The organism is Aerococcaceae bacterium zg-252, assembly GCA_016237705.1.
GTDB classification, from domain to species: domain Bacteria; phylum Bacillota; class Bacilli; order Lactobacillales; family Aerococcaceae; genus Globicatella; species Globicatella yangjingiae.
This window is the reverse complement of record CP066204.1, coordinates 1,371,127-1,392,237: the sequence shown is the minus strand read 5'-3', so window position 1 is coordinate 1,392,237 and position 21,111 is coordinate 1,371,127. Positions and strand designations below refer to the sequence as shown.

Here is a 21,111-nt window from a genome sequence, read left to right as displayed (position 1 = left end):
ATGCTGCAAGAAATAAAGGAACAGCCACTCATTGAAATGAAAAACATTAATAAATATTATCAAATGGGTGAAATGTCACTGCATATCTTAAAAGATGTAAGTGTGACAATTTATGAAAAAGAATTTGTAACGATTATGGGGCCGTCAGGTTCAGGGAAATCAACCTTTATTAATGTTATGGGCTTTTTAGATAATAAATTTGACGGCGATTATATTTTTTCTGGGGAACCAATAGAGCAACGTACTGACAAGCAAATATCGCACTTGCGTAACAAAATGGTAGGATTTGTATTTCAAGATTTTAATCTGATTCCGACCATGTCAGTTGGTGAAAATATCCGCTTACCATTATTGTATAGTGGTTTCTCTGCTCGTAAGACAGTACAAATTGTAAAAGATGCTCTAGAAAGTGTCGGATTAGCAGATAAATATCATCATAAACCGAGCGAACTATCTGGGGGGCAAAAGCAACGGATTGCAATTGCGAGAGCTTTGATTAATAATCCTAAATTTATCATTGCAGATGAACCGACAGGGGCTTTGGATACGAAGACGTCAAGTGTCATTATGGATATTTTAGCTCGTTTAAATCGTGAAAAAGGTGTTACCATTGTCATGGTGACGCATGAACCAGATTTACAACAATATGCTACTCGACGCATTAAAATTGTTGACGGTAAAATTCACTACAATGAAGTGAGTGTCCCAACCTATGAGTTACCTGATAAGCCACTAATATTTGATGAGGTGATGAATCATGAGGATGAGTGAAATTTTTAAATCGTCATTATCAACCTTGAAAATGAATGGCCGACGTACATTTTTAACGATGATTGGTATTATCATTGGTATTGCTGCTGTCATTACCATATTAAGTTTGGGTAATGGATATCGTAAACAAATGGTTGAAGAATTAGCTAAAGATGAAAAAGGACGACCAAGTCAAGATTTTTATTTTAATTTATCTAATTTTGAGATTAACTCTGAAAAAATAAAACCCTTTACGGATAAATTTTTAAAAGAAATTGCAGAAATTCCGGGTGTCGACGAAGTGAAAACATCTGAAGAAGTTGCTAGTCCTACTAGTCGTTCTACAATAAAGTATTTAAATAAAGATGAAGTTTCTTATGATATAGGATTATTTGAATCAACTAATTATCAGATGCTTGCTGGGCGTAATTTGAATAAAATGGATTCAAATGCCTATCGTCGTTATGTAATTGTGGATGATATTGTTGCGATGAATTTATTTGATTCGATTGAAGACGCACTCGAAAAAACGTTAAAAATTGATGGAAATAACTACATCATTGTAGGTGTGTATCCTACTCAGTTGACGGGAGAAGCACTAGAATCACTTTCGAAATTCGGATATGGTTCTTCTGATATTCCGCAATTAGTTGTTCCAAAGGGAACATATGAACAATTTAGACCATTTGAAAATATTAGTTATTCGATAACGGTTTACTATCAACCAGAAGTTGACATTAAAGGTATGAATCATATTGTTTCAGAATTTTTGAAAGAGAACGGACCAGAGAAAGAAAACGGCTCTTATGAGTACTATGATACATCTGAAATAATGAAAACAATTGGTGAGCAACTTCAATTGGTTACCTACTTTATTAGTTCAATTGCAGGTATTTCATTATTTATTGCTGGTGTAGGGGTTATGAATATGATGTATATTTCTGTATCTGAACGCACCAAAGAAATCGGGATTCGTCGTTCGCTAGGAGCAACTCAAAAAAGCATTCAATGGCAATTTTTACTAGAGGGTATATCGATTACCACATTGGGTGGAATAATTGGTTATAATTTAGGTGTCTTAATTGCTACGATTGCTGGGAACTTTTTACCTTTTAAAGCGTCGATTGATGTTCCGACAGCTGTATTAAGTGTAGCAATTTCGGTTACGATTGGGATTGTTTTCAGTGTATTCCCTGCAAGGTCAGCTGCAAGGAAAAATGTTGTTGAAATATTACGATAAATTAAATTTATTAAGCAATCTAATGTTAAATATGATATAATTTTAAATGAAACTAAATCGATTATCAGGAGGAAATGAAAGATGTCGACAGACTTATTAAAAGATACAAAAGCAAGAATGGCTAAATCAATCGAGGCTTATCAACGTGAATTAGCATCAATCCGTGCAGGACGTGCGAATGCGAGTATTTTAGACCGTGTAAATGTGACTTATTACGGAGTACCAACACCATTGAATCAATTAGCAGGAATTACTGTTCCTGAAGCTCGTATGTTAATGATTTCGCCATATGATAAATCAAGTTTAGCAGATATTGAAAAAGCTATTTTGCAATCAGATATTGGTATTACACCGTCTAATGATGGTTCAGTTATCCGTTTAGTAATTCCAGCATTGACACAAGAACGTCGTCAAGAATTAGTAAAAGTAGTCGGAAAAGAGCAAGAAAATGCTAAAGTTGCTTTGCGTAATATTCGGCGTGATGCGATTGATAGTGCGAAAAAAATGCAAAAAAACAATGAATTGACAGAAGATGATGTGAAAAACTACGAAAAAGATATTCAAACTATCATTGATAACGCAATTAAAGAACTAGAAAAAGTAACAGTAGCAAAAGAAGCAGAAATCCTAGAAAATTAAAACATGGTGCGAGCGAAGGCGTTTTGCTTCGAATCACTGGAGAAAGGCATCTTTGTGCGAGAATCGCACAAAGATGCCTTTTGAAGTGGACGTCATTTCAGCTCAATGGAGCCGGCATAAACATGGTGCGAGCAAAGGCTTCTTGCTTCGAACTTTTCGAAGTGGACGCCCAGCCAACTCAAATATTATAGAACCATAAAAAATATGACAATGCAAACAAAATAGACAAATAAAAACATAGTAGTCCCACCCAAAACAGTGAGAAAATCTACTATGTTTTTTACTCTTATTCTTTGAAATAATTTTCCAATGCCGTAGTAATCAGTGTGGCTACTTCATCATAATATTTATCCGAACGAATATATTGTAAATCTTCTGGACTGGACATATATCCTAATTCGATTAAAATAGCTTGTCGTTTATTTTCACGTAAGACTGAATAGTTACCGAAGAGTGCACCATTGTTTGGCAAGGACGATGTTTTGAGAGCATCATTAATTTTTTTAGCTAATTCATGGTCTGCCTCATGGAAATAATACGTTGTTGTACCTCGCCAGTCAGCATAAGGGCCTTCATCATAGTGCAAACTAATAAAGGCATCGACTTCTTTTTCATTGCTCAAATCCGAACGTGGAATTAAATCAATAAACTCATCGGTAGAGCGTGTTAGAATAACTTTAGCTCCTATAGCTTCTAGTTTTTGTTTTAAAGTAAGGGCAGTAGCTAATGCAGCATTTTTTTCATAGGTTGTACCGTCAGTACTTACAGCACCACTATCGGCACCACCGTGTCCAGGGTCTAACATAATTGTGGCATTCGCTAATGAATTAACTGTTTTCTCAGTTACGTGACCAATGGAGTCAGATTCCATGGCACTGATACGAGATTCGACATATCCTTGTAACCCCTCGCTATCTTCTACGTGTAGGAAGTAAGTTAACACGCCATTCGCATCATACGATTCTACTTCATCTAAGTATTTGAATTTCTGTCCATAAGCAATGGAGTAGAGTTGTGTTGAATCAAATGCTGGTTTCTCAAAGAGTGGTTCTCCTGCATAACGAACAACGACAATTTGTTCAGCCTCTTTAGCTAATTCTTCCTCAGATTTTGGAATATCCGATTGATTGATGACATTGACCATGCGTGTACGAATGTAACCATAAAGCCCATTGTATTCAACTTGTAACCAACCTTTTGTTTCGTGTCGTACAATTAAATAATTTTCAGCCGATACGGTAGCTAATACAGAAGATTTATCATCTTTTTCCATATAAATTGGTGTATCAACTAAGAGTTGTGCTGCAAGATTTTGGTCATCTTTTAATGTTGTGTTTTCTAAATACCATTTTGGAATCCAACCAACTTTTTGGGAGTCTAAGCGAACTTTTATCCACCCATTATCTTCGGCTAAGACAATTAATTCATCGCCTTTTTTAGTTTCGCCGACACTTTCAGCATTGGTTGCCGGTTCGAAACGTACCGTTACCTGTTCACGCTCAATCACAATGGTTTTATGTGTAATTAATTGTGATAAGGCTAAAAGTGAAAGGCATAAGATAGTAAAAGTGATGATAGGCGGAAAATATTTAGGGGATAGTATCATGTTGATATAACGTTTAAATTGATTATCCATTTGACCTCCTATGTTTTGAAACGTCTGCTTAAAAAAGGGTATGTATCTAGCAGTTTCAAACTCTTATACGCTCAATATTTCTAGTACATATTATATGCGAAATTCATAAAAAATTCATAATCATTTTATTATTGTTACAAAACATTAATATGGTTGATATAATGATGACACAATTTCTCTAGGGAGTTGAACAGGTTAAAAACTTGACAAACAAATCAGTAATCGTTACTATCAAGAGTAGTGGTTTTCATGAAAATCAGTGTAATAAGTAGTTTTTTGATTAACGAAATAGAAAGGAATAATCATAAAGTGAAGAGAGTAAAAAAAATATTAGCGATACTGATGTTATTATGTCTGATGCCTATAACCGTACAGGCACAGGAATCAAAATTATCCATTGTAACAAGTTTTTATCCAATGTATGCGATGACCAAAGCTGTTGTCGGCGATTTATATGATGTGTATATGGTGAACTCTGGTAATGGCATTCATCAATTTGAGCCGTCTGCCAATGATATTGCAGCGATTTATGATGCGGATATTTTTATATATCATTCGGTAGCACTCGAGTCTTGGACGAAAAATTTAGAAAAAAATAAAGGGAATGCAAAAGTTATTTTAGTTGAGTCGGCACGTGATTTGGAAATGGATAAAGTATCGGGCTTAGAAACAGTGGAATCTGTAAAAGGTCAAGAACAAGCCTCATTGTACGACCCACATACTTGGTTAGACCCAGTGAAAGCTGGTGAAGAAGTTCAATTGATTGCTGCACAATTATCTGAAATTGACCCAGACCATGCTAGTGACTTTAAAGTCAATGCAGATGCTTTTCAAAAAGAAACAACAGCATTGGTCGAGAAGTACAAATCAGTATTTGATTCGATGAAGAAGAAAACTTTTGTGACGCAGCATACTGCTTTTTACTATTTAGCCAATCGCTTTGGTTTAACGCAATTAGGAATTGCTGGAATTTCATCGGACGCAGAACCTGGAGCTAGAAAAATTGGGGAAGTTCAAGAATTTGTTAAACAATACGATGTTAAAACAATTTTTGTAGAGCCAAATGTGAGTGACCGAATTGCTCAAGTGATTGCGAAAGCAACGGGAGTAAGCATTGTATCGCTTAGTCCATTGGAAAGCGACCCACAAAATACATTGAGCTTTATTGAAAATTTAGATAATGTATTAAAAACATTAAGTGATGCACTGGCAGCAGAGCAATAGGGGGAAATCGAATGAATCGCAAAATGAAAGGCTTAGTGGCATTAGCACTTGCTGCATTATGTAGTACGACAGTGGTTACCCATGCCCAAATTCAATATGTGCCGAAGTCATCAGATGAGACGACACAGGCAGAAAATAAGGGCACAGCAGATGATTTATTACCGGCAGAGCAAATTGTTGTGAATATTTCAGAAGACGGTTATGTGACATCACATGGTGACCATTATCATTATTATAATGGTCAAGTGCCGTATGAATCAATTTTCAGTGAATCCTTGCTTGTGCCGAAAGAGTATGAGTTTAAAGAAGATGATGTGGTCAGTGAAGTAAAAGACGGTTTCATTGTCAAAGTAGGTAAAAAGCATTTGCTGTATGTCAAAGATATACAACAAGCAACTATGATTCGCACGACTGATGAATTGATGTTACAATCGCATGATGTTCACCCAAAAGATGCTAAAGCGATTGTGCAGTTAAAAGCAGACTTATCTTTAGCTGATGATACGCCGATAACTTATGAAGAAGAGACTACTTATGAAGAGTATAGTAAAAGCATGGCGAGTACTGCACGAGTAGTGTGGATTACGGCTAATGAATTTGTCTTATTAACAGATGACGGAATGGTTGTCTTTGGTGAGAAAGTTTCAGCAGAAATGCCATTTGATGAACGCTTAATTCCGACTGAAATGCTTGCGTATGAAAAAGAAGAGATTATCTATGAAGTCGATAATCTCAAAGTGGTTAAACATGACGGTCAAGTATTTGTAGTCAAAGAGTAATTCGTTTGCTAAGTTGAATTCTAAAAGTTTTATTAAAGTGAATGCAGTGATTTTTAATAATTGTTAATAAAAATCATTAAGAGCTACTTGACAAAAACTAAAACTAACGGTAAGGTATACGTAAAGTAAATAGCTATTCGATAACGTAGACAAGTAGTTTATCCACTTATTAAAGAGAATAACTTCGTGGCTGAAAAAGTTATACCCGGAATAAATGAAGACACTATCGAGAAGAATAATGCAAAGTTATTCCGTTCACTGCGATAAAGTGTTGAGATAAAGCGATGAGATAACTCATGCTTTATAAAAATAGGTGGTACCACGTTATAATTTGACGTCCTAGAGTATGAATGACTCTAGGGCGATTTTTTATTTTGACGCATCGGGTACAAAAGATTAATGGAGGTAAGACTTAGATGATTAAGAAAATGAAAGGGACAGAAGATATTCTGCCTAAAGATAGTTATAAATGGCAATTTTTAGAAGATACAATTCGTGCTATTTTTGATACGTATCAAGTAAAAGAAATTCGGACACCGATTTTTGAGGCAAAGGAATTATTTGCACGTTCAGTAGGGGATACGACTGATATTGTATCGAAAGAAATGTATGATTTTAAAGATAAAGGTGACCGTGAAATCGTGTTACGTCCAGAAGGAACGGCGGCGATTGCTCGTGCGTATGTAGAACATAAATTATTTGGCCCAGAGCACCCACAACCATTGAAATTATATTACATGGGGCCAATGTTTCGTTATGAGCGTCCACAAGCAGGGCGACAACGTCAATTTCATCAAGTGGGTATGGAAGTTTTCGGTAGTACTAATCCAGCTATTGATGCTGAAGTTATCGCATTAGCTTGGGATATTTTACAAGAATTAGAAATTCGTAATGTAACCTTGTACTTGAATTCTTTAGGAAAACCAGAAGACCGTTTGAAATATCGTCAAGCATTGGTGGACTATTTTACACCATTGCAAGATAAGTTAAGTGAAGACTCTAAACGACGCTTGCAAGATAATCCATTGCGTATTTTAGATAGTAAAGCGAAAGAAGACCAAGCCTTAGTTGCTGATGCACCAAATATCTTAGATTTCTTAAACGAAGAGAGTCAGGCACATTTTGAAGCAGTAAAAGCGATGTTAACAGCACTAGAAATACCGTTCAAAGTGAATCCATTAATTGTACGTGGCTTGGATTATTATCAAGATACTATTTTTGAAATTATGGTTGATGATGCGTCAACTGGTTCGCAATCGACTATTGTCGGTGGTGGACGATATGACGGTTTAGTGGAACAACTAGGTGGCCCACAAACTCCAGGATTTGGTTTTGGTTTAGGGATGGAACGCTTATTACTATTGTTAGAACAACAAGCAGTTGAAATTCCAGCAGAAGAACCAACTGATTTATTTGTCTTGAGTATGGGGGACGATGTCAACTTAACAGCCTTACAAATTGTTCAAGCTGCACGTCAAGCAGGCTATATCGCTGAGCGAGATTATTTGGGACGCAGCTTGAAATCGCAATTTAAAACTGCCGATAAGTTACAAGCAAAATTAACATTGACTTTAGGTGAAGATGAATTAGCATCAGGTAAAGTGATTGTTAAAAATAAAGCTTTAAATAAACAGGAAGAGATTGTAATTGATGATTTATTAGACGATTTTGAACATTATTATCGCCAATTAACGACAGATACTTCAACAATTGATAAATACTTTAATTAGATAATATAGTGTGAGCGACATGAAATTTTTTGCCATACGTGTAATGCACAAGTAGAGATTATTTTAGCTCATTGAAACTAATAGCAAAAAGGAGTAACAGAATATGAAACGAACAGTATATGCTGGACTAGTCAATGATTCGCTAGTCGGACAAGAAATTACATTAAAAGGTTGGGTACAAAAACGACGTGATTTAGGTGGCGTTATTTTCATTGATTTGCGTGACCGCGAGGGTTTTTGCCAAGTAGTATTTAATGCTGAAAATTTAACACCAGAGGCAATGTATACAGCTGACCATTTGCGTGGTGAATATGTTGTTGAAGTAACCGGTGTGTTAAATCGTCGTGTACAAGAACAAATTAATCCGAATATTCCAACAGGACATTTTGAATTAATGGCAAGTTCATTAACCGTACTATCCAAAGCAAAAACACCACCGATTTATATTGAAGAAGAATTAGATGTTGATGAAGAAGTACGTTTACGTCACCGTTTCTTAGACTTACGTCGTCCGAATATGTTTGCGAATTTACGTCTACGTCATCAAGTGACTCAAACGATTCGTGAGTATTTAAATGGTGAAGATTTCTTAGATGTTGAAACACCTTATTTAACAAAATCTACACCAGAGGGGGCACGTGATTATTTAGTGCCGACACGTCGTGAGGCTGGTAAATTTTATGCCTTACCGCAATCACCACAAATCTTTAAGCAATTATTAATGGGTGCTGGTATCGACCGTTATTATCAAATCGTCCGTTGTTTCCGTGATGAAGATTTACGTGGTGACCGTCAGCCAGAATTTACTCAAGTAGACTTAGAAACTAGTTTCTTGACGCAAGAAGAAGTTCAAGGTCTAGTCGAAGAAATGTTAAAACGTGTGGTGAAAGCAACAAAAGGTTATGAGATTACTGATGCCTTTCCGACTTTAACTTATGCGACTGCAATGGCAGAATATGGTGTTGATAAACCAGATATTCGTTTTGAGATGAAATTAGTTGATTTATCTGAATTTGCTGGTAAATCTGAATTTGGTGTCTTTAAATCAACGATTGAAAATGGTGGACAAGTTAAGGCAATTAACTTAAAAGGCTTAGCTGATGCGTACACTCGTAAGACTGCTGATGAATTAATAGAAGTGGTGAAACCTTATGGTGCGAAAGGTCTAGCATGGTTAAAAGTAACTGAAGAAGGATTTAATGGACCAATCGCAAAATTCTTTGCTGATGAGACAAGTTATCAAGCAATAGCTGAACCATTAGCAGCACAACCAGGTGATATTTTATTCTTTGTAGCTGACCAACCAAATGTAGTTGCGGCATCATTAGGTGAGTTGCGTGTTCATTTAGCGAAAAAACATCAATTATTCGACGAAGATGCATTGGCATTTGTTTGGATTACGGATTGGCCATTGTTTGAATATGATGAAGATGCTGGACGTTATGTTGCAATGCATCACCCATTCACTGCACCACAAAATATGGACATTGCAGCATTAAAAGCAGACCCTGCTAATACATTAGCACAAGCGTACGATATTGTCTTGAATGGTTATGAAATCGGTGGGGGAAGTATTCGTATTTTCACACGTGAAATGCAAGAACAAATGTTTGAATTATTAGGCTTTACACCAGAAGAAGCGAAAAATCAATTTGGATTCTTAATGGATGCTTTTGAATATGGATTCCCACCACATGGTGGTTTGGCATTAGGATTAGACCGTTTGGTTATGTTATTAGCAAAAGAGCCGAATATTCGTGAAGTCATCGCATTCCCTAAAACAGGTCGTGGTATCGACTTAATGTCACAAGCACCAAGCTATGTAGCACAAGAACAAGTACGTGAATTACACTTACGCATACAAGAGCAATAAATAGTGCGAGCGAGGCTGTTCTGGCTTGAATCACTGGAGTAAAATGCGTCGGGGTGCGATAAGCACTCCAAGCGTTTTGCGAAGTGGACGTCAAGCCAAGCTGAGCGAGCCGGAATATAAATAGTGCGACAATGAGCGTTCTGAAATGAACCACTGGAGCAAAGGTTGTAGAAGTGCGAAGGCACTTCAAGAGCTTTGTGAGGTGGACGTCAAGGGCAGTCTAAGTAAACCAAGATTAAAGGAGTGAGAGCATGTATTTAGGTTCACATGTGTCGATGAGTGGCAAGGAAATGTTATTAGGGTCGGCAAAAGAAGCAGCATCTTATGGAGCAAATGTCTTTATGATGTATACTGGTGCACCACAAAATACGAGAAGAAAAGAAATTTCAACTTTTCGTATTGAAGAGGCTAAAGCGTTTATGGCTGAAAATGGAATTGAATTTTTTACCGTTCATGCACCATACATTGTTAATTTGGCAAATACGACTAAGGAAGGGTATTTTGACTTTGCAGTTGATTTTTTAAGACAAGAAATTGAACGAGTAGAAGCAGTGGGTGCAAATCAAGTAACACTGCACCCTGGTAGCCATGTTGGAGCCGGTGTTGATGTGGGGATTAATCAAATTATTGCTGGCTTGAATGCTGTTTTACGTGCAGATCAACAGCCACAAATTGCCTTGGAAACAATGGCAGGAAAAGGAACGGAATTAGGTCGTACTTTTGAAGAAATTGCACGCATGATTGACGGTGTCACGCATAATGAAAAATTATCGGTTACCTTTGATACGTGCCATGTGTATGATGCAGGGTATGATATTGTCAATGATTTAGACGGTGTTTTAAATGAATTTGATAAAGTAATCGGCTTAGACCGTCTGAAAGTATTGCATATCAATGATTCTAAAAATCCATTTAGTAGTCATAAAGACCGTCATGCGAATATCGGACAAGGCTCGATTGGTTTTGAAACGCTAAATAAAATTGTTCATCACCCACAGTTAATGGAGATTCCCAAAATTTTAGAAACACCTTGGGTGCCATTACCGAATAATCCGAAAGACAAGGTTGCACCTTATAAACAGGAAATTGCAATGTTGCGAAGTGGGCAGTTCAATGAACGTTTAATGGAAGATATTTTAGAGCAAAAATAGTTTGTATATATAAGCGAGAACTCAGACATGATGTTTGGGTTCTTTTTGAGGTTGTCGGATTGTTGGGGTGGTTGAATATGTTAGATGTTCATTGTCTTCTAGGTAACTTTTTTCATTTTGTAAGATATTTCATTTGATTTTTGCACCCAAAAGTATATTGTTTTGGGTGCAAAATTGAACGACCTTGAAACAGTCATCTAACAATTGCGTTAGGTGGCTGTTTCATTTTGTTGCTGAGGTACTAGAGGTACCTGCGATGCATTTTTTATAAAAATTTGTAAACATTTACAAAAAAACAGTTGACAAATTAAATTGGATACATTATGATTACTTTGTAAGTTGGTTTAGAGAACAAACTAACCAACGAGATGATAAAATTTAAGGAGTGTTTAGACATGAGTTATTTCCCAAATATTGAAAAAATTAAATTTGAAGGTAAAGAAAGTAAAAACTTATTTGCGTTCCGTCATTATAATGCTGAAGAAGTCGTATTAGGTAAACCAATGAAAGAGCATTTACGTTTTGCATTGGCATACTGGCATACAATGACTCAAGATGGTCGTGACCCGTTTGGTAATCCAACGAATATTCGTACATGGATGGGTGAAACGCCAATGGATACAGCAAGAAATCGTGTAGAGGCATTCTTTGAAATTTTAACAAAATTAGGTGTTGAATACTTCTGTTTCCACGATGTGGACATTGCACCAGAAGGTGATTCATTAGAAGAATTTTTTGCGAATTTAGATGAAATTACTGATTTAATCAAAGAAAAAATGGATGAGACAGGAATTAAATTATTATGGAATACTGCCAACATGTTCTCACACCCACGTTTCAATAATGGGGCAGCTTCATCAAATAATGCTGATGTATTCGCTTATGCAGCAGCACAAGTGAAAAAAGGATTAGATTTATCTAAAAAATTAGGTGGCGAAAATTATGTATTCTGGGGTGGACGTGAAGGTTACGAATCATTATTGAATACAGACATGAAATTAGAACAAGATAATATCGCTCGTCTGTTCAAAATGGCAGTGGAATATGGTAAGAAAATTGGTCATTTACCACAATTCTTAATTGAACCAAAACCAAAAGAACCGTCAAAACATCAATATGATTTCGATGCAGCGACAACAATGGCATTTTTACAACAATATGATTTAACAGATTACTTCAAATTGAACTTAGAAGCGAACCATGCGACATTGGCTGGTCATACATTTGAGCATGAATTAAATGTAGCACGCAACTACAATGCATTAGGTTCAATTGATGCCAACCAAGGTGATTTATTATTAGGTTGGGATACTGATGAGTTTCCAACAAATATTTACGATACAACCTTTACAATGTATGAAATTTTAGAAAATGGTGGAATTGCACCAGGTGGTATTAACTTTGATGCGAAAGTAAGACGTTCATCACATGAAATGGAAGATTTATTCTTAGCACACATTGCCGGAATGGATACTTATGCACGTGGTTTGAAAGCAGCAGCAAAATTAAAAGAAACAAGATATTTAGATGACTTAAAAGAAAAACGTTATGCAAGCTATACAGAAGGTGTTGGTAAACGCATCGTTTCAGGCGAAGAAACGTTAGAAACTTTAACAGAATATGCATTAGGGCATCAAGATATTACAATTGAATCGAATCATTTAGAAATTGTGAAATCTCACTTGAATGATTTCTTAGTATAAAAATTAGTTGGGGTGAAAATATGAGCTATGTATTAGGGATTGATTTAGGAACAGGGTCATTAAAAGGATTGTTGTTTAATCAAGCAGGGAAATTAATTACAACTGTTTCTCGTAAATATGAATTATCTCAGCCGCAACCGGGATACAGTGAGCAAAATCCTAATGATTGGAAAGTTGCGATGTTCGAAGTATTAGATGAATTAAAAGCGACTGTTTCAGATTTTGCTGAACAATTAGTAGGTATTAGTTTTTCCGGCCAAATGCATAGCTTAGTATTATTAGATGAACACAATCAAGTAATTCGACCAGCAATCTTATGGAATGATGTTCGCACCACAGCTCAATGTCAACAGATTATGGCTACATTTGGTGATGAATTACTTGCGATTACGAAAAATATTGCACTAGAAGGATTTACATTACCTAAAGTGTTGTGGGTGCAAGAGAATGAACCGAATAATTGGTCAAAAGCATGTCATCTATTATTGCCAAAAGATTATTTAGTGCATACATTGACTGGAAGCTATTCAATGGATTATTCAGATGCAGCTGGAACATTATTATTTGATGCTGCGAATTTGAAGTGGTCTGATGAAATACTGAGCCAATTCAATATTGATGCAGCGATTTTACCGGCATTGTATCAATCAGCACAATGTGTAGGAAATGTTACGGAATCAATAGCGAGTCGTTATGGTTTTGCTAATCCAGTTGCTGTTATGGCAGGGGGTGCTGACAATGCTTGCGCAGCATTGGGTGCTGGTATCGTCAAACTGGGTCGTGGCATGATTTCAATTGGTACGAGTGGTGTTTTCCTTTCAAGTGAAGAAAATGGCGATGCTGATTATCAAGGTAAATTGCATTTGTTCAACCATAGTGCACCCAATTTGCATTATTCAATGGGGGTTACATTGGCTGCCGGTAATTCATTAGATTGGTTTAAAAATACATTTGCACGTGACTTATCATTTGAAACATTATTATCGGGTGTTGGAGAGGTTCCAATTGGTTCTGAGGGACTATTGTTTACACCGTATATAACAGGAGAACGGACACCGCATAACGATAGTGAGATTCGTGGTAGTTTTACTAATATTGATATTCGCCATAGTTTGACACATTTTGCTAGAGCTGTTTTAGAGGGGATTACGTTCTCTCTAAAAGACGCTCAAGTCATTATGTCAGAAACATCACAACGTGTATTTACTGAGCTAGTATCGGTTGGCGGCGGCGCAAAAAATTCGGATTGGTTACAAATGCAAGCAGATATTTTTAATGCTGACATTATTACTTTAGAAACAGAACAAGGTCCGGGTGTCGGGGCGGCGATGTTAGCCGCTTTAGGTAGTGGCGTTGTTTCGTCAGTTGAAGAGTGTATTGAAAAATTTGTCAAATATGATTGCCGTTATCAGCCAATTGCTGAAAATGTAGAAAAATATCGTAAGGTATATGAACGATATGTAAAAGTTTATCCGGCACTGAAACAAATAATGTAAGTGTTCAAGTTATTGAAAACTTAGTTAAAGCAATTGAAGGTGAAAAAATTGATTCAACAATTCCAATTGCAGTTAAATTTGTTAAAGCAGAAGAAATTGTTGAATACGGAAAAGCTAAAGCAGAATTAAGCACTACTACAACTGAATAGTATTTCTTTGTAACTGGGTACAATCACCTAGTTTGAAGTTGAAAGAAGAATGCAGAAAGCTCTTGACATGGTATTTATTAAGAGTTTTTTGCATTTTTTGATATTATTGCTACTCTATCACCCTACAAGGTGAGTCAAACTTGAACAAGTGTTATAATGTAAATACAAATTATCTTTACAAAGAGGTGAAATATGGCTAATAAACAACCTGTATATTTTAAAGCAGATTCTACTTTTTACCAACAGGCTAAGGTTATTCTAGCTGATGAGAACCTTACTTTATATGATTTTTTGAATGCTGCAATACGAAAACTTGCGACTGGGACAGTTGATGTAAGAGAGTTTGTTTCAAGTGATTTATCGGATACTCAGTATCAGATAGCATTTAAGGATTTGAAAAAAGAAATTTTGCTAGGGCATCAGGAAATTAAGCAAAGCAAGTTCACTTCTTTACCGGATGTCAGAAAAGAATTTGGACTTGATTAATCATAAACAATACCATGTGTCCCTTACAGATGTAGCAGGCAAGATTTACGTAAAATATATGACTTATATTTTGCTCAATTTTTATAGGCGTCAATCAGCTGAGAGTAAACCCTATCGCTACATGCCGATTGAGAGTTATTTAGCTTTTTACTATATTGAAAACCATAATGTTTATGTTTCAAGAATTATTAGCGCAAAGCAAAACTGGGCAAAATTATTGTAACAACACTTTTCTTATTCTCAAAAATATCTTCAAAATTTAAAACTTAAAAAGCCCCGCAATTTAATTCTATGCGGGGCTATTACTATTCATTTCTCATCTTAAACACGGGCACATTGAAGAAATTACGCAGTATTACAGCAATTCCACCAAATAAGGACGAACGTCCATTAAAATTAGAAGTTTTGATTTTGACACCGTCAGTAAATCGGCTTTGTAGTTGATTACGAATAATTTCGACAAGCTCAGGTATTTTTTCGTAGACAGAGCTATCAATATACACAACTTCTGGGTCATTGAGTAGGATAATGTCATTAATAGCAATACTCAATAATTTTGCTTTTTCTTCGAGTATACTCAAAACAATCTCTCGTTGCTCACCTTGTAATAAGTCCATTAATGTATCTGAATTAATCTCAGCTACCGGAATATTAAGTTTTTCTGCAATGCTATCGTAAATGGCACGTTGCGATGCATAACGTTCTAAGCAGCCATGATTACCACAAGGGCAGGCAATACCATTTGGAAAGAGTATTGAGTGACCGATTTCGCCAGCACTGCCAGTTTTTCCTTGACGCAATTCACCATTTTCAATAATACCAAGACCAATCCCACCATGGATTGATAGACATAATAAATCATCAGCTCGTGAAATAAAGGTATATTGTCCTAATGCAGCTAAATTTGCCTCATTTTCTAAGTAGAATGGGAAAGTAAATTTAGTTGATAAATGTTCGACGATTGGTACGTCTGCAATCGGATAGATTGGTGAAAAAATAATTTTATTATTTTGTACGATACCATGAATGGAGATAGCACAACCAATGACTCCTTTAGCAACAGTCGGTAAATCTTTCATTGTATCCAAAATCGCATCTTCTAAAATAGTTAAAACCGTATCTTTGTCAATTGTCAAGTTACGCATTTTTGTTTCTTTAATTAAGCTGCCATCCAAATAGGCAGCGACAATATCTAAATAGTCATGCCCTAAGTCAATTGCAATCGCAATGCCAGCTTTACTATTATATTCGAGTAAAATAGGCTTTCTACCGCCCAATGAACTAGCATCTCCGATTCCGGTCTCGTATACAAGGCCGTCATCGATTAAGGTTTTGACAATTGATGAAATAGAAGCTTTATTTAATTTTGTCATTTCAGAAACACTAGCTCTGGAAATAGGGTTATTCTCGATAATCGTTTTCATAACGAGAGATTCATTATTATTTCGGATACTAAATACAGATGTAATCATATATATTATCCTTTCTATTATTTTATTATTGTATTATATTGTAGATAAAATAATCAGTGGTTGGTTTACAACGCTAACTAACTAGTTATAGTTTATCATGGTTTGACCGAATATTAAAGGAATTTAATGGAAAATAAACAATTTTATCATTATTTTTTTGAGCATGACTTTCATGGTATTTGCTTATCTATTGTATAAAGTTTATGATGAAAATAATAATGTGCCCTGAAGGTCGCAGAAATGGTCGTTAATTCAAGAACAAGGAGTATTTATATGACGCAATTATCACAACAGAAATACCAATATATTGAGTCTAAATTACAATCAGTAGCGAATGAGCAAAAGGCAATTTCCATGGCGAATTATATGCGTAATCAATTTGAATTTTTAGGGGTTCAAACACCGACTAGACGACAAATAGTGCGTGATTTTTATAAAAATGAGCGAAAAGTTGGTATTGATTGGACATTGATTGATTTATGCTATCAGTCGCAATACCGTGAAATGCACTATGTAGCATTAGAGTATTTAAAAGCACTAGAGAAATTTTTAAGTTATGAAGATATTCCACATTTACGGTTACTTGCTGAAAAGCATACATGGTGGGATACGATTGACCAACTAGACCGCTTAATTGGGAATATTGGATTAACAGATAGTAGAGTAGATGACTTAATGTTAGAGTGGTCACAAGATACTAATTTTTGGATTCGCCGTATTGCCATTGACCACCAACTTGGTAGAAAAGACCGTACGAATACAGAGCTATTAGGTCGAATTATTCTCAATAATTTAGGTAGTAAGGAATTTTTTATCAATAAAGCAATTGGGTGGAGTTTACGTGAGTATTCTAAAACGAATGTGGAGTGGGTACGTGATTTTGTTAATCAATATCGCACGCAATTGTCGGCTTTAAGCATTCGTGAGGCGAGCAAATATTTATAAAATTGACCGATACTATTATGAAAAAATATTTGAAACTATTTTCAATAATCGTTAAAATAAATGAGAAAAGGCTATGAAATAGCAATATTACAAGTAAAGGAGATTCAAAGATGTCAGTATTAGAAATCAAAGATTTACATGTAAGCATCGAAGATAAGGAAATATTAAAAGGAGTTAATTTAACCATTAAAACAGGTGAGATTCATGCTGTAATGGGGCCGAATGGTACTGGAAAATCCACTTTGGCAGCTGCTATTATGGGAAATCCTGCTTATGAAGTGACTAAGGGCGAAATTTTATTAGACGGAGAAAATGTACTGGAAATGGAAGTTGATGAACGTGCACGAGCAGGTTTATTTCTAGCAGTACAATATCCTAGTGAAATTCCAGGGGTTACCAATGCTGAATTTATGCGAGCAGCGATTAACGCACGTCGTGATGAAGGCGATAAAATGGATGTACGTACTTTTATTAAAAAATTAGATGAAAAAATGGCATTATTGGATATGCCGGAGTCAATGGCAGGTCGCTACTTGAACGAAGGATTTTCTGGTGGTGAGAAAAAACGTAATGAAATTTTACAATGTCTGATGATTGAACCAAGTTTTGCGATTTTAGATGAAATTGACTCTGGTTTAGATATTGATGCGTTAAAAGTAGTGTCAAAAGGTGTCAATGCGATGCGTGGTGAGGGCTTTGGTTCTTTGATTATTACGCATTACCAACGTTTATTAAATTATATTACACCAGATGTGGTACATATTATGATGGACGGGCGAGTAGTAAAAACAGGTGGTGCTGAATTGGCTTTACGCTTAGAGGCAGAGGGTTATAAAGGAATTAGTGAAGAACTCGGTTTAACCTTTGATGAGAAAGCATAGGTGATACGATGACAACAGAAGTTTTTTACTTATTACCTTATGCGTATGAATTACCAGAGTGGTTCAATGAAATGCGTGATGAAGCAATAGCACAGTGGGAAACTTTGCCTTTACCCAAAATTGAGCGAGCAAAATTTCATCGCTGGCCATTATTTTCGAGTGATTTTGTCAATGAAGAAGCATTATTTAATCCATTGACTTATGGGACTGATGCTGCTTTATCGTTGAATGTGGAAGAATATGCGTCAATTACCCATGCAGGTAACCAAACTATAATGGAAAGTATTCCAATGGAATTACGTGAACAAGGTGTTTTAGTCATGGATTTATTTGAAGCGATGACGGAATATCCTGACCTTGTTCAAGCACATTTTGGTACGGTGATTGCACCACAGGACGACAAAGTGGTCGCTTACAATTTAGCTCATCTTAATGGGGGTATCTTTATCTATATTCCTAAAAATGTGCATGTAACGCAACCGATTGAGAGTTTATTATTAGCTGACGCACGTTATCAACAAGCCTTTAATAAGCGTGTGTTAATTATTTTGGAAGAAAATAGTAGTATTGATTATCTTGAACGTGTTCAGTCTACTGGTGATGAGATAATTAGCAGTACGATTATTGTAGAAGCCATTGTCAAATCGGGTGCTAGTTTGAAATATATGGCAATTGATACTATGGGACAAAATGTATCCAATTATATTAAACGTTATGCCCAAACAGGTCGTGATGCGAGAGTGGATTGGGCGATTGGTGAAATGAATGACGGCAATACTGTTTTAGATTTAGACACTTATTTGAATGGTAATGGTTCAGAGTCGCAAGTAGCGATTGTCGGTATTTCTAATGGTAAACAAATTCAAGCGATTGATTCAAAAGTAGTTAATCGTGGACATCATACAATAGGAAATATTTTCCAACATGGTGTTATTTTAGATAGAGCAACCTTGACATTTAATGGTATCGGATTGATTGAAAATGGGGCAAAACATGCTGATGCACAACAAGAAAGTCGTGTGTTGATGTTATCAGATAAAGCACGTGGTGATGCCAATCCAATTTTATTGATTGAAGAATTTGAAGTAACGGCTGGTCATGCTGCTAGTGTCGGTCAAATTGATGAGCAGCAATTATATTATTTGATGAGTCGTGGTTTGACGAAAGAATTAGCTGAATATTTAGTGATTCGTGGCTTTTTAGGGCCAGTGATTTTGAGTATGCCGTCGCAGCGAGTGCGAGATGAATTAATTGAAGTCATTGATGCAAAACTAGCAACGATTAAGGCAGATGATTTGAATGGATAAGGCGATACATGAGCAATTTCCAATTTTGCACCAAGCGATAAATGGTGAACGGTTGATTTATTTGGATAGTGCGGCGACAACGCAAAAACCGGAAGTGGTTATTCAAGCGATGCGACACTATTATGAACAAGATAATGCGAATATTCATCGTGGTGTGCATACGCTAGCACAACGGGCAACCCAACAATATGAGTCTGTTCGCCAACAAATCGCTACTTTTATGAACGCTGAACAGGCTGATGAGATTATTTTTACGAGTGGCACAACTGCGAGTATTAATTTTTTATCTGAACGGTTAGTTGCACCTTATTTAACAACTGATGATGTGGTTGTTGTGACAGCTTTAGAGCACCATTCTAATTTAGTTCCATGGCAAGAAGTGACGAAGAAAATCGGTGCACAGTTGCAATTTATGCCATTGGATAATCATTATCAAGCTGATTTAACGCAATTAGCACAACAGGAATGGGTAGATAAAATAAAAGTGATTGCGATTCAGCATGTTTCTAATGTATTGGGAGTGGAACAACCGATTCAAGCTATTTCGAAGTGGGCACATGAGCGTGGCATAATCGTGCTAGTCGACGGTGCTCAAGCAGCTGCACATTTACCACTTGATGTTGCGACATGGGGTGTAGATGCTTACTGTTGGAGTGGACATAAAGTATATGGCCCAACTGGTGTGGGAGTTTGTTATTTAGCTAAGCGTCATCATGAACGTTGCCTACCATTCTTTTATGGTGGCGAGATGATTCATTTTGTGGGAGATAGAGAAAGCAATTATAAAGAAGCACCATGGAAATTTGAGGGTGGTACACCACCGATTGCCCAAGTTATTGGTTTAGGAAAAGCAATTGAGTGGTTACAAACATTGAATCAAGTAGAAAGGCTGCAACATGAACAACATGTCACACAGGAATTGTATTCACGTTTAGTGGACATGGACGGCATTGATGTGTATGGATATGGTGAAAATGGGATTGTGAGCTTTAATATTGTAGGGGTTCACCCACATGATGCAGCGACTGGATATGATATGGAAGGGATAGCAGTGCGTGCTGGTCATCATTGTGCCCAACCCTTGATGCGTCTACTTGGTGTCAATGCAACGTTGAGAGCGAGTACGGCATTATATACGACAAAAGATGATGTTGAACATTTTATCGTAGCGACACAGAAGATTAAGGAGTTTTTCAATGGCTTTAAATGATTTAGCATATTTATATCGTGAGGTCATATTGGATCATGCACAACATCCACGTAATCAAGAAATACTTGAGCATGCTACTTATCAAATGGAATTATTAAATCCGACTTGTGGCGATGCGATTACCGTTCAATTAGCCGTGTCACCAGAAGAAAGAATTGAAAAAGTTGCCTATACTGGAAGTGGTTGCTCGATTAGTATGGCGAGTGCGAGTATGATGACGGAAGTATTAATGAATCAAACATTGGAGCAAGCGATTTATTTAATTGAGCAATTTAATCAATTAGTTAAGGGTGAAGTAATCGCAGCAGAGAGTGAAGAATTATTAAAAGATGCCTATTATTTGGCAGGTGTAAAGAATTTTCCAGCACGCTATAAATGTGCTGTACTTGCATGGAAAGCAGTAGAAAATGCGATTGCACCGAAACAGGAAGGTGAGTGAG

18 protein-coding genes are annotated in these 21,111 nt (G+C 36.3%); 16 read left to right on the top strand and 2 right to left on the bottom strand.

Annotation, left to right across the window (positions count from 1 at the left end; genetic code table 11):
- From JDW14_06490 to frr, 3 genes are all read left to right on the top strand, one after another.
- A complete protein-coding gene (locus tag JDW14_06490; GenBank protein QQD64977.1) occupies window positions 1-771 on the top strand; it encodes an ABC transporter ATP-binding protein in 771 nt (256 codons plus the stop codon).
- A complete protein-coding gene (locus tag JDW14_06485) occupies window positions 758-1,990 on the top strand; it encodes an ABC transporter permease (GenBank protein ID QQD64976.1) in 1,233 nt (410 codons plus the stop codon). Before JDW14_06490 ends, JDW14_06485 begins: the two co-directional genes overlap by 14 nt.
- Before the next feature lie 81 nt (window positions 1,991-2,071).
- On the top strand, window positions 2,072-2,629 hold the full coding sequence (gene frr / locus JDW14_06480) for a ribosome recycling factor (GenBank protein ID QQD64975.1): 558 nt from the start codon (window positions 2,072-2,074) through the stop codon (window positions 2,627-2,629).
- A gap of 286 nt (window positions 2,630-2,915) precedes the next feature.
- Here frr and JDW14_06475 read toward each other — a convergent pair whose 3' ends face one another.
- Window positions 2,916-4,265, bottom strand: coding sequence for an N-acetylmuramoyl-L-alanine amidase (locus JDW14_06475; GenBank protein ID QQD64974.1), 1,350 nt, complete (start codon window positions 4,263-4,265; stop codon window positions 2,916-2,918).
- A gap of 309 nt (window positions 4,266-4,574) precedes the next feature.
- On the opposite strand from JDW14_06475, the gene JDW14_06470 reads away from it, so the two are divergent.
- The 8 genes from JDW14_06470 to JDW14_06435 all read left to right on the top strand — a co-directional run bounded on the left by JDW14_06470 (window position 4,575) and on the right by JDW14_06435 (window position 14,856).
- Complete coding sequence (locus JDW14_06470) at window positions 4,575-5,489, top strand: zinc ABC transporter substrate-binding protein (GenBank protein ID QQD64973.1); 915 nt, start codon at window positions 4,575-4,577, stop codon at window positions 5,487-5,489.
- Window positions 5,490-5,500: 11 nt separating this feature from the next.
- Window positions 5,501-6,268: a pneumococcal-type histidine triad protein gene (locus tag JDW14_06465; GenBank protein QQD64972.1), complete on the top strand. Its 768-nt coding sequence runs from the start codon at window positions 5,501-5,503 to the stop codon at window positions 6,266-6,268.
- A 416-nt stretch (window positions 6,269-6,684) separates the two neighbouring features.
- Window positions 6,685-7,998: a histidine--tRNA ligase gene (locus tag JDW14_06460; GenBank protein ID QQD64971.1), complete on the top strand. Its 1,314-nt coding sequence runs from the start codon at window positions 6,685-6,687 to the stop codon at window positions 7,996-7,998.
- Between the two features lie 103 nt (window positions 7,999-8,101).
- Window positions 8,102-9,871 carry an aspartate--tRNA ligase gene (aspS, locus tag JDW14_06455; protein QQD64970.1) on the top strand — a complete coding sequence of 590 codons (1,770 nt, stop codon included), beginning with the start codon at window positions 8,102-8,104 and terminating at the stop codon, window positions 9,869-9,871.
- A gap of 251 nt (window positions 9,872-10,122) precedes the next feature.
- Window positions 10,123-11,022, top strand: coding sequence for a deoxyribonuclease IV (locus tag JDW14_06450; GenBank protein QQD64969.1), 900 nt, complete (start codon window positions 10,123-10,125; stop codon window positions 11,020-11,022).
- Between the two features lie 395 nt (window positions 11,023-11,417).
- Window positions 11,418-12,725 (top strand): xylose isomerase, encoded by a 1,308-nt coding sequence (xylA, locus tag JDW14_06445; protein ID QQD64968.1) that lies wholly within the window; start codon window positions 11,418-11,420, stop codon window positions 12,723-12,725.
- Between the two features lie 20 nt (window positions 12,726-12,745).
- A complete protein-coding gene (gene xylB, locus JDW14_06440) occupies window positions 12,746-14,221 on the top strand; it encodes a xylulokinase (protein ID QQD64967.1) in 1,476 nt (491 codons plus the stop codon).
- A 341-nt stretch (window positions 14,222-14,562) separates the two neighbouring features.
- Window positions 14,563-14,856, top strand: coding sequence for an antitoxin (locus JDW14_06435; GenBank protein ID QQD64966.1), 294 nt, complete (start codon window positions 14,563-14,565; stop codon window positions 14,854-14,856).
- Window positions 14,857-15,161: 305 nt separating this feature from the next.
- Here JDW14_06435 and JDW14_06430 read toward each other — a convergent pair whose 3' ends face one another.
- Window positions 15,162-16,328 (bottom strand): ROK family transcriptional regulator, encoded by a 1,167-nt coding sequence (locus tag JDW14_06430; GenBank protein ID QQD64965.1) that lies wholly within the window; start codon window positions 16,326-16,328, stop codon window positions 15,162-15,164.
- Window positions 16,329-16,601: 273 nt separating this feature from the next.
- On the opposite strand from JDW14_06430, the gene JDW14_06425 reads away from it, so the two are divergent.
- From JDW14_06425 to JDW14_06405, 5 genes are all read left to right on the top strand, one after another.
- Window positions 16,602-17,273 carry a DNA alkylation repair protein gene (locus JDW14_06425; protein ID QQD64964.1) on the top strand — a complete coding sequence of 224 codons (672 nt, stop codon included), beginning with the start codon at window positions 16,602-16,604 and terminating at the stop codon, window positions 17,271-17,273.
- A gap of 110 nt (window positions 17,274-17,383) precedes the next feature.
- Entirely contained in the window at window positions 17,384-18,154 is a 771-nt protein-coding gene (gene sufC / locus JDW14_06420) for a Fe-S cluster assembly ATPase SufC (GenBank protein QQD64963.1), read from the top strand.
- Window positions 18,155-18,162: 8 nt separating this feature from the next.
- Window positions 18,163-19,461 carry a Fe-S cluster assembly protein SufD gene (gene sufD / locus JDW14_06415; GenBank protein ID QQD64962.1) on the top strand — a complete coding sequence of 433 codons (1,299 nt, stop codon included), beginning with the start codon at window positions 18,163-18,165 and terminating at the stop codon, window positions 19,459-19,461.
- Complete coding sequence (locus tag JDW14_06410) at window positions 19,454-20,671, top strand: SufS family cysteine desulfurase (GenBank protein QQD64961.1); 1,218 nt, start codon at window positions 19,454-19,456, stop codon at window positions 20,669-20,671. Before sufD ends, JDW14_06410 begins: the two co-directional genes overlap by 8 nt.
- Complete coding sequence (locus JDW14_06405) at window positions 20,658-21,110, top strand: SUF system NifU family Fe-S cluster assembly protein (GenBank protein QQD64960.1); 453 nt, start codon at window positions 20,658-20,660, stop codon at window positions 21,108-21,110. The genes JDW14_06410 and JDW14_06405 overlap by 14 nt, the downstream gene beginning before the upstream one ends.
- Window position 21,111 lies beyond the last annotated feature (1 nt).